Consider the following 8,583-nt stretch of genomic DNA (forward strand, 5'->3'; position numbering starts at 1 on the left):
ATTGGGCTCGATACCGAATATGGCTTCAGGAAGCTGCACCTTGGCACCTGTTTCTTTACCTGATACGTTTAATACTTTAACTTCCATCTTATTTATCCACTATAACGAATGAACCCTTAGCCCCTGGGATGGAACCTTTAACTACTATAAGGTTTTGCTCGGTATAAACTTTCAAAATTTCTAAATTCTGAACTTTTACACGCTCATTGCCCATTTGACCCGCCATGCGCATTCCTTTGAATACACGTGATGGCCATGATGAGGCACCTAATGAACCCGGAGCACGTAACCTGTTATGCTGACCGTGAGTTTGCATACCCACACCACCAAAACCGTGACGCTTAACCACACCCTGGAAACCTTTACCTTTTGAAGTACCAACCACATCAACAAAATCTCCTTCAGCAAAAATAGCTACGGTAACAGTGTCACCAAGAGCTTTTTCGTCTTCGAAAGTTTTGAATTCAACTAATTTACGTTTTGGGGTTGTACCGGCTTTTTGGAAATGACCTTTTAACGGGCCAGAAGTGTTTTTCTCCTTTTTCTCACCATATGCAAGCTGTATAGCCGCATAACCGTCTGTATCTACAGACCGTACTTGTGTTACTACGCAAGGGCCAGCTTCGATAACTGTGCAAGGGATGTTCTTCCCTGAGTCGTCGAATATGCTGGTCATTCCTACCTTTTTACCAATTATTCCTGACATTTTCTTTATTTTATTTGTGCCCATCGAAGCAGTAGGGCTTCGTTCAAGGCATATTATTCCCCCGTTAAGGGACGGCAAAGATAGCAACTTTACATTAAATGTCAAATACTTACTGAGATATTTTTTTATAAATAATTAGCAGGTTCTTTTGCAGGAATAATTATCAGCTATAACTGTTAAAGACTGTTAAAGATTTGATCCGATAATTACATTTATTTTATATTTACTTTAAACCAAAAAACAACCTGAATCATGCAAAAATCCAGCTACAGAACTTGCGTCATTTTATTGGTATGCATTTTAGTATCAGCCTTTAAAGCACACGCACAGTATGATTTAAGGCCCAAAATATATGCTGCCTTAAAGGCATATACAAATAAAGAATACTTAAAGTCGGCGCAACTTTACTCAGAAGATTTGATAGAACGCCATTATTACGCCCCTGACGATAAAATGCTTTATGCCGCGCGTATGTGGGCGCTGGCTGATGTGCCCGATTCAGCTTTTTCTCAGCTTAATCGTATGGCAAAAGGAAATTATTCCGGAGCATTGAAAAATATATTTACTGACGATGCATTCGATAAGTTAAAAAGTGATAGTCGCTGGATGAATCTCACTGAATTACTTAAGTCTAAGGGCATTAAACCTGAGCAAGCCGTTAAAAAGAACTATATGCTGATAGCCGAGCTACTTATTATATATTATGATGATCAACACTATAGGTTACAACTGGATAATATCAGTCAGAAGTATGGAATGTCGTCACCTGAAATAAAAGCAAAATGGCAGCTTATTAATAAATTAGATTCTGTAAATCAACAAAAGGTTGAAACGATTATTGATAAATACCATTGGCCAAAAAGCAACGAAATAGATAAGGAAGGAAGCAATGCTATATTTTTGGTTATTCAGCATGCAAAACTTGCCATGAAGCTAAAATATCTTCCATTAATTAAAGAAGCATATAAAATGGATTTGGTAACTGCGCCCGATATGGCTCTCTTAGAAGATAGGATAAATACAATGCAGCACAAGAAACAGCTTTACGGAAGCCAACTTATTGGAGATGGTACCGGGAAATATTATGTAGAACCTTTGGAAGACCCTGATAATGTAGATAAAAGACGCGCTGAAATGGGTTTGCAGCCGATGAATGAATACTTGAAGTATTGGAAGATGGCATGGGATGTTGAACAATATAAAAAGGACCTACCCAAAATAGAAGAATTAGAGAACGGTGTTATCTATTAATTAACTATTTTTAGTTTTGGTTCGGTTTAAGAGAGATTTGGATGATGGCTGCTACCCTTAAATTTGATAACTACAATTTATTGTTGTAATTTTATATTATGCTTGCAATAGATAGAATAACATCTGATCCTAACATTCTGAATGGTAAAGCCTGCGTCCGCGGTATGCGCATTACTGTATCTATTGTGCTTAATTTAATAGCTAACGGCATGAATAAGGCCGAAAATCCTTGATGATTACCCCGCTTTAGAATCTGAGGATATAGATCAGTGTTTGCAATATGCTGCTTATTTAGCCGAAGAAGAACTTTACATAACTCAAAAAGTATCCTGATTTGCGATTTTTATTAGATATGGGTATATCTAAAAGTGTAGCACTTTGGCTAAGCAGCCAGGGACATGATGCAATACATTTAAATGATGAAAATCTATATAAGCTGCAAGACAATCTTATAATTGAAAAAGCAATAGTGAAAATAGGATAATTCTTACTTCAGACATGGACTTTGGCCAATTACTGGCACTTAATAAATCAAAACAAGCATCCGTAATACAATTCAGAACATCAGACTTTACTCCCGCCAATATTAAAAGCAAACTTGAAATATTATTTGAGAAATTTTCAAATCAATTAGATGGTGATTTCATTATAACTATTGAGGATAACAGGATAAGGTTTAGAAAACTTCCACTATAAAGTTAACCTGAGTCATTTATTATCTTACGCTAATAAATGGTTAGCTAGCTTAAAAATTCTGTTATACCTTTACGGTTAAAGTATATGATATGAATTTTTACACACGCAAATGGGTAAAACCCGAAGATTTGAATGCACATGGCACCCTATTTGGTGGCAGGTTACTGGGATGGATAGATGAAGAAGCCGCTATTTACTCTATTATACAGTTGGGCACTAATGGCTGCGTTACCAAGTACATGTCTGAAATTAATTTTATCAACTCTGCCAGTCAGGGAGATATTATTGAACTAGGCATTAAAGCAACGCACTTTGGCAACACCTCCATTTCCCTAATGTGTGAAGTGCGTAACAAGATCACCCAAAAAAGTATTCTTACTATTGATAAGATAGTATTTGTAAGTGTGGATGAAAATGGCAAACCTGTTAGGCATGGCCGCAAAGAAATTACTTATACAGATGAACGGTTGAGGGAGTGACAACACGATTTTAAGATTGAATGGATTAATAAGATTTTAATCATTACCATCTTGTCAATCCTATAAATCGTGTCAAGATTATTCCGTCATCAACCTTCGTATCAGCTCCGCGCTTTGCTTGTTGCCTTCTTCCAATCTGCCTTTAAAAAAGGCTTGTACATCATTGAAGTGTTTTTTGTAACCCTCCATATCGCCATAACCAATAATTGACGACCACTCGCGCACGGCCGAGTGAAACTCCAGATCATCACCACGGATGGTTTTATCATAAAGAGCCGCTTGTATAGATTCTTCCAGCAGTTCTTCATTTTTAAAAAGATACTCGGCAATACCTAAACGCAGGCGGAAAGGCGGTGTCTGGCAGATCAGGTTATCATACGGGTTAACGCCTAAATGGTACCAGGCATCAACCATACTTAATATACTTAAATGCGAGTTTGGTTTTTGCAGATCATGGTTCTGCGATAGCGAAAACTCCTTCATTACCTTATCACTCAGCATAATAGGTTTGCGGCTTTTGTGGAACACAAAATCGCGGGCGCGGTAAAGCCGTTTACGGAAAGTGGCTTCCTCTTCCTGTATCATTAGCTTAAATAATTCCGACTCTGATACCGCGTATTGTCTTACCTGCTGTTTTGCATAAGGGTTTAAAATTGCCAGGCCCGCATATACGTGTGCCTTATAGCTAAATATGCGTAATGTAGTTAATATCTTCACATTATCTATCCCGCCTATATAAGAAGCATTTTCCCACGGAAAAAACCCGGCGGCTTTCCAGGCGGTACCCATGCTTTCAAAACCTACGTGGGTTACGGCTTGTGTATCGGCTACAATTTTATCGTGTTCGTGATAATCGGCAAGTTCCACTATGTTTGATCCTATAGCCGTAAAGAGATCGATCATCCGCTTATGCGCGGCTGCATCTGCTCTATGCGGTATCAATATCAGGGTTTGACCCTTTGGCTCAAAACCGGGGCCGTGCATACCATGAAAAGTAATTATCTGCGCGCTTGCAGGCAGGTACTTGTCAAATGCTTCAATCTCGGGAGTTTTAACCGAGGTTTGGCCCGCTACTATTGCGCCGGGTTTGGTGTATTCGGCATTTTCGGCAACAACCCGGGCTATCTTCTCCGCTTCTACCGAGTAGATGATGAGATCGCTGGTTTGCGATATTTCTTTTCCGCTGTCAAGCACCTTAATATTATACGGCGCCAATTCTTCTTCCAACTGTGCTTTGTTAGCCGGCAAATCACATCCGGTAACAGTATAACCTGCTTTTGCAAAGGCCTTAGCGTAAAGCCGACCCATATCGCCCAGGCCGATAATTCCAATATTCATTCCGCTAATATAACCATGAGTAGCAAAAATCCGTATGAAAGCTTATATTAGCTTTATAAAGTCCCCTAAGTTTCTATAATAAACGCTATTTAACTCGTTTTTTTAATAAATCATTGTCTAATTTTACATATGAAAAACAATTTCATGTTGCGAATATCTATTTTAATTTTGCTGCTATCCGGCATTGTAATGTTTGGCCGGGCGCAGGATACTTTAACGCAGCCCCCTGTTAAAAAGCAAATTGCGAAACCTGCGGCCGCTAAACCCGGCGGCGCGATACCTATCAATCCCAAAACCGGAAGACCCTATACAAAATATGGTTATGGCAGCTATGCAAAAGCTTACAGGGCCGCGCAGATTGCAGATAGCCTAAAAAAAGCCTCGCCAATAAAAATACCTTCAACAACAATAGCTACAACGCCTCCGGATGCTGCACGAGTTGATACCACCGTAAAAATTGCACCTGCGCCTATTGACAAAAGCCTTAACGGGCAATACCAATACCTGTTAACCAAGGTATACCGTGCCCAGCAGCCATTTGTTGAAGCCATGTGGAAGACCTTTATGGATACGTTAAAAACTACGCGTAACCAATTAAAGGATGTGCATGAAAAACTTAACCAGCAAAGCAAAATCATCAGTGGTTTACAAACCGATGTTAGTAATAGAGATCAAACTCTTTTGCAAACTGATACGATCAGCTTATTTGGTATATCATTATCAAAAACCTCCTACAATCTTATAATGTGGGGTTTGGTAGTTGCGATAGGTATCATCGCGGCTGTGGTTATTGCACAATCGGGCGGTTACCGTAAAGAGGCTACTTATCGCACAACGTTATATAACGAGCTGGAAGAGGAATTTAAAGCCTATAAAGCTAAGACTAACGAAAAAGAAAAGAAACTGGCCCGCGAACTGCAAACCGAGCGTAACAAGGTGGATGAATTGATGGGGAGAGGGTAACCCCCCGGCCCCCTGATGGCGGAGTGTAAACACCGGATTTTTTGGAGACTGGTGGTGAGGGTTTTTAACTTCTCTAATCTTCGCGCGTCATTGCTGAGCTATTGAGATTATCAAATAATTCAAATGAACTTTGGTGAATACTCGCAATGAGGTGTAGGATATAATTTAATTATAATAATTTTCCAACAAAAAAGCCACCCGAAATTCGAATGGCTTTTTTAATATTATAGATCTTCCGGTACAGTTACACTTTGATCTCAACTTCAACACCGCTTGGCAATTCAAGCTTCATCAGCGCGTCTACAGTTTTTGAGTTTGAGCTGTAGATATCCAATAAACGCTTGTAAGAGCATAATTGGAATTGCTCACGTGCTTTTTTGTTTACGTGTGGTGAACGCAAAACAGTGAAAATTTTCTTTTCGGTTGGTAACGGAAGTGGTCCGCTAACTACAGCGCCTGTTGGCTTTACTGTTTTTACGATCTTCTCTGCTGATTTATCAACCAGGTTGTAATCGTAAGATTTTAATTTGATTCTGATTCTTTGGCTCATTTTGTTTTTGATTTGTAACCAACTATAAGAGCTATTAATTATAGTTGATTGGTTGATTATGTTTATTAAGTTGATTGAGTTAAAATTGAACCTAATCAACTACTCACTCAATCAACCAATCTCTAACTACGCATTTGCAGCAGCTTTTTTGCCTTTTGCTTTAGCAACTACTTCTTCCTGTACGTTACGTGGCGCTTCAGCATAGTGATCAAACTCCATGGTTGAAGTAGCACGGCCAGATGTAATGGTACGTAACTGGGTTACATAACCAAACATTTCTGAAAGTGGTACAGTAGCTTTAATTACCTGTGCACCAGCGCGCGAGTCCATACCCAAAAGCTGGCCACGACGACGGTTCATATCACCAATAACATCACCCATGTTTTCTTCAGGGGTTAATATCTCTATTTTCATTATTGGCTCAAGCAATACCGGTTTACATTTTGGCAATGCCTCGCGGTAAGCCATTTTAGCAGCTAACTCGAAAGATAGCGCGTCCGAATCGACCGCGTGGAACGAACCATCAATTAAACGTACTTTTAAGCTGGTTAACGGGTAACCGGCTAATACGCCGTTATCCATTGAGGCTTTAAAGCCTTTTTCTACAGATGGGATAAACTCACGAGGGATTGAACCACCGCTTATTTCGTTTACAAACTGTAAACCTTCCTGACCTTCATCATTTGGCGAAAGTATAACTTGTATATCGGCAAATTTACCACGGCCACCGGTTTGTTTCTTGTATGTTTCGCGGTGTTGTACGGTGCCTGTGATAGCTTCTTTGTAAGCTACCTGTGGCGCGCCCTGGTTAACCTCAACTTTAAACTCACGTCTTAAACGGTCCATGATAATATCCAGGTGAAGCTCGCCCATACCAGAAATTACTGTTTGGCCTGTTTCTTCGTCAGATTTTACGTGGAATGTAGGATCTTCTTCTGATAATTTACCTAAAGCTATACCTAATTTATCTACATCTGCCTGTGTTTTAGGCTCGATAGCTAAACCGATAACCGGGTCAGGGAAATTCATTGATTCCAGGATGATCGGGTGTTTCTCATCACAAAGAGTATCACCTGTTTTAATATCCTTAAAGCCTACTACCGCAGCAATATCACCTGCACCTACGTTAGGTATAGGATTTTGCTTGTTAGCGTGCATTTGGAATATACGGGATATACGCTCTTTGTTATCTGAACGCATGTTATGCACATACGAACCTGCTTCCAGGTTACCCGAGTAAACACGGATAAAGCATAAACGACCTACGAAAGGATCGGTTGCAATTTTAAACGCTAAAGCTGCAAACGGTTCTTTTTCTGATGGTTTACGTAAAATTTCTTCGCCTGTATCAGGGTGATGACCAATAATACCTTCTACGTCCATTGGTGAAGGCAATAATTCCATCACATAGTCAAGCATGGTTTGTACACCTTTGTTTTTGAAAGATGAACCACAAACCATAGGTACGATCTTCGCATCTAAAACGGCTTTACGTAAAGCGTCTAAAACTTCGCGCTCGGTAATTGTTTCAGGAGCATCGAAGAATTTCTCCATCAGGCTCTCGTCATAATCAGCTACTGATTCCAACAGTTTTTCTCTCCACTCGGTTGCTTCTTCAATCATATCCTCCGGGATAGGCACTTCAGTAAAGGTCATGCCTTTATCATGCTCATTCCAAACAATACCTTTCCAGTTGATCAAGTCAACAACACCTTTAAAGTTTTCTTCTGCACCAATTGGTAACTGCAATGGTACCGCGTTACTGCCTAACATGCTTTTTACTTGTTTTACAACATTTAAAAAGTCGGCACCGCTACGGTCCATTTTATTAACGAAACCTATACGGGCAACATTATAATTGTTAGCCAGGCGCCAGTTAGTTTCAGATTGTGGCTCAACACCGTCAACCGCACTAAACAAGAAAACCAAACCATCCAATACACGTAACGAGCGGTTTACCTCAACGGTAAAATCCACGTGTCCCGGTGTATCAATAATGTTAATATGGTAGTTTTGTCCGCGGTATTTCCAGCCAACAGTTGTAGCTGCCGAGGTAATGGTAATACCACGTTCCTGCTCCTGCGCCATCCAGTCCATTGTAGATGCACCTTCGTGTACCTCGCCTATTTTATGGCTCACGCCGCTATAGTAAAGAATACGCTCGGTAGTTGTAGTTTTACCGGCATCAATGTGAGCGGCAATACCTATATTTCTTGTAAATCTTAGATCTCTTGACATCTGTTTTATATTGAGTGAATGAGCGAATGATTGAATGAGTGAATGTTTAATTAAAAACTCACCTATTCACTCATTCACTCATTCAATAATTCACTAATTAAAATCTAAAGTGAGAGAACGCTTTGTTGGCTTCAGCCATTTTGTGCGTATCTTCTTTCTTTTTCACTGCTTCACCTTCACCTTTAGATGCTGATATGATCTCGCCGGCTAATTTCTCAATCATGGTTTTTTCACCACGACGACGGGCATAGCTGATTAACCATTTCATACCTACAGCGATTTTACGCTCCGGACGAACTTCGGTTGGTACCTGGAAGTTAGCACCACCAACACGACGGCTTTTAACTTCAACTGCAGGCATA

At 40.0% G+C, this 8,583-nt stretch carries 9 protein-coding genes and 3 pseudogenes; 6 read left to right on the top strand and 6 right to left on the bottom strand.

The window, feature by feature from the left end; translation table 11 throughout:
* Positions 1–87 (bottom strand): annotated as a pseudogene (locus tag JWP71_RS17310) (50S ribosomal protein L4); the annotation flags it as partial.
* Between the two features lies 1 nt (position 88).
* Positions 89–706: a 50S ribosomal protein L3 gene (gene rplC / locus JWP71_RS02635; protein ID WP_299496787.1), complete on the bottom strand. Its 618-nt coding sequence runs from the start codon at positions 704–706 to the stop codon at positions 89–91.
* Between the two features lie 252 nt (positions 707–958).
* Between rplC and JWP71_RS02640 the strand changes: the two genes are divergently transcribed.
* The 5 genes and pseudogenes from JWP71_RS02640 to JWP71_RS02655 all read left to right on the top strand — a co-directional run bounded on the left by JWP71_RS02640 (position 959) and on the right by JWP71_RS02655 (position 3,132).
* Positions 959–1,957, top strand: a complete 999-nt coding sequence (locus JWP71_RS02640) for a DUF6624 domain-containing protein (RefSeq protein ID WP_299496789.1) — start codon at positions 959–961, stop codon at positions 1,955–1,957.
* A gap of 98 nt (positions 1,958–2,055) precedes the next feature.
* The gene (locus JWP71_RS02645; RefSeq protein ID WP_299496791.1) at positions 2,056–2,190 is read left to right on the top strand and encodes a DUF433 domain-containing protein; all 135 of its coding nucleotides are present in this window, start codon (positions 2,056–2,058) and stop codon (positions 2,188–2,190) included.
* Entirely contained in the window at positions 2,183–2,290 is a 108-nt protein-coding gene (locus JWP71_RS17315; RefSeq protein WP_366143514.1) for a hypothetical protein, read from the top strand. Before JWP71_RS02645 ends, JWP71_RS17315 begins: the two co-directional genes overlap by 8 nt.
* 19 nt (positions 2,291–2,309) lie before the next feature.
* Positions 2,310–2,653, top strand: a pseudogene (locus JWP71_RS17320) (DUF5615 family PIN-like protein).
* 89 nt (positions 2,654–2,742) lie between these two features.
* Positions 2,743–3,132 (top strand): hotdog domain-containing protein, encoded by a 390-nt coding sequence (locus JWP71_RS02655; protein WP_299496795.1) that lies wholly within the window; start codon positions 2,743–2,745, stop codon positions 3,130–3,132.
* A 78-nt stretch (positions 3,133–3,210) separates the two neighbouring features.
* Here JWP71_RS02655 and JWP71_RS02660 read toward each other — a convergent pair whose 3' ends face one another.
* On the bottom strand, positions 3,211–4,470 hold the full coding sequence (locus tag JWP71_RS02660) for a prephenate dehydrogenase (protein WP_299496798.1): 1,260 nt from the start codon (positions 4,468–4,470) through the stop codon (positions 3,211–3,213).
* Between the two features lie 129 nt (positions 4,471–4,599).
* Between JWP71_RS02660 and JWP71_RS02665 the strand changes: the two genes are divergently transcribed.
* On the top strand, positions 4,600–5,433 hold the full coding sequence (locus JWP71_RS02665) for a hypothetical protein (protein ID WP_299496800.1): 834 nt from the start codon (positions 4,600–4,602) through the stop codon (positions 5,431–5,433).
* A 244-nt stretch (positions 5,434–5,677) separates the two neighbouring features.
* On the opposite strand, the gene rpsJ is transcribed toward JWP71_RS02665, so the two are convergent.
* The 3 genes and pseudogenes from rpsJ to JWP71_RS02680 all read right to left on the bottom strand — a co-directional run.
* Entirely contained in the window at positions 5,678–5,983 is a 306-nt protein-coding gene (gene rpsJ / locus JWP71_RS02670) for a 30S ribosomal protein S10 (RefSeq protein ID WP_022830652.1), read from the bottom strand.
* Between the two features lie 126 nt (positions 5,984–6,109).
* Positions 6,110–8,221: an elongation factor G gene (gene fusA, locus JWP71_RS02675; protein ID WP_299496802.1), complete on the bottom strand. Its 2,112-nt coding sequence runs from the start codon at positions 8,219–8,221 to the stop codon at positions 6,110–6,112.
* 97 nt (positions 8,222–8,318) lie between these two features.
* A pseudogene (locus tag JWP71_RS02680) lies at positions 8,319–8,583 on the bottom strand (30S ribosomal protein S7); the annotation flags it as partial.

The sequence above is a fragment of the Mucilaginibacter sp. genome (genome assembly GCF_028287845.1).
GTDB lineage: Bacteria > Bacteroidota > Bacteroidia > Sphingobacteriales > Sphingobacteriaceae > Mucilaginibacter.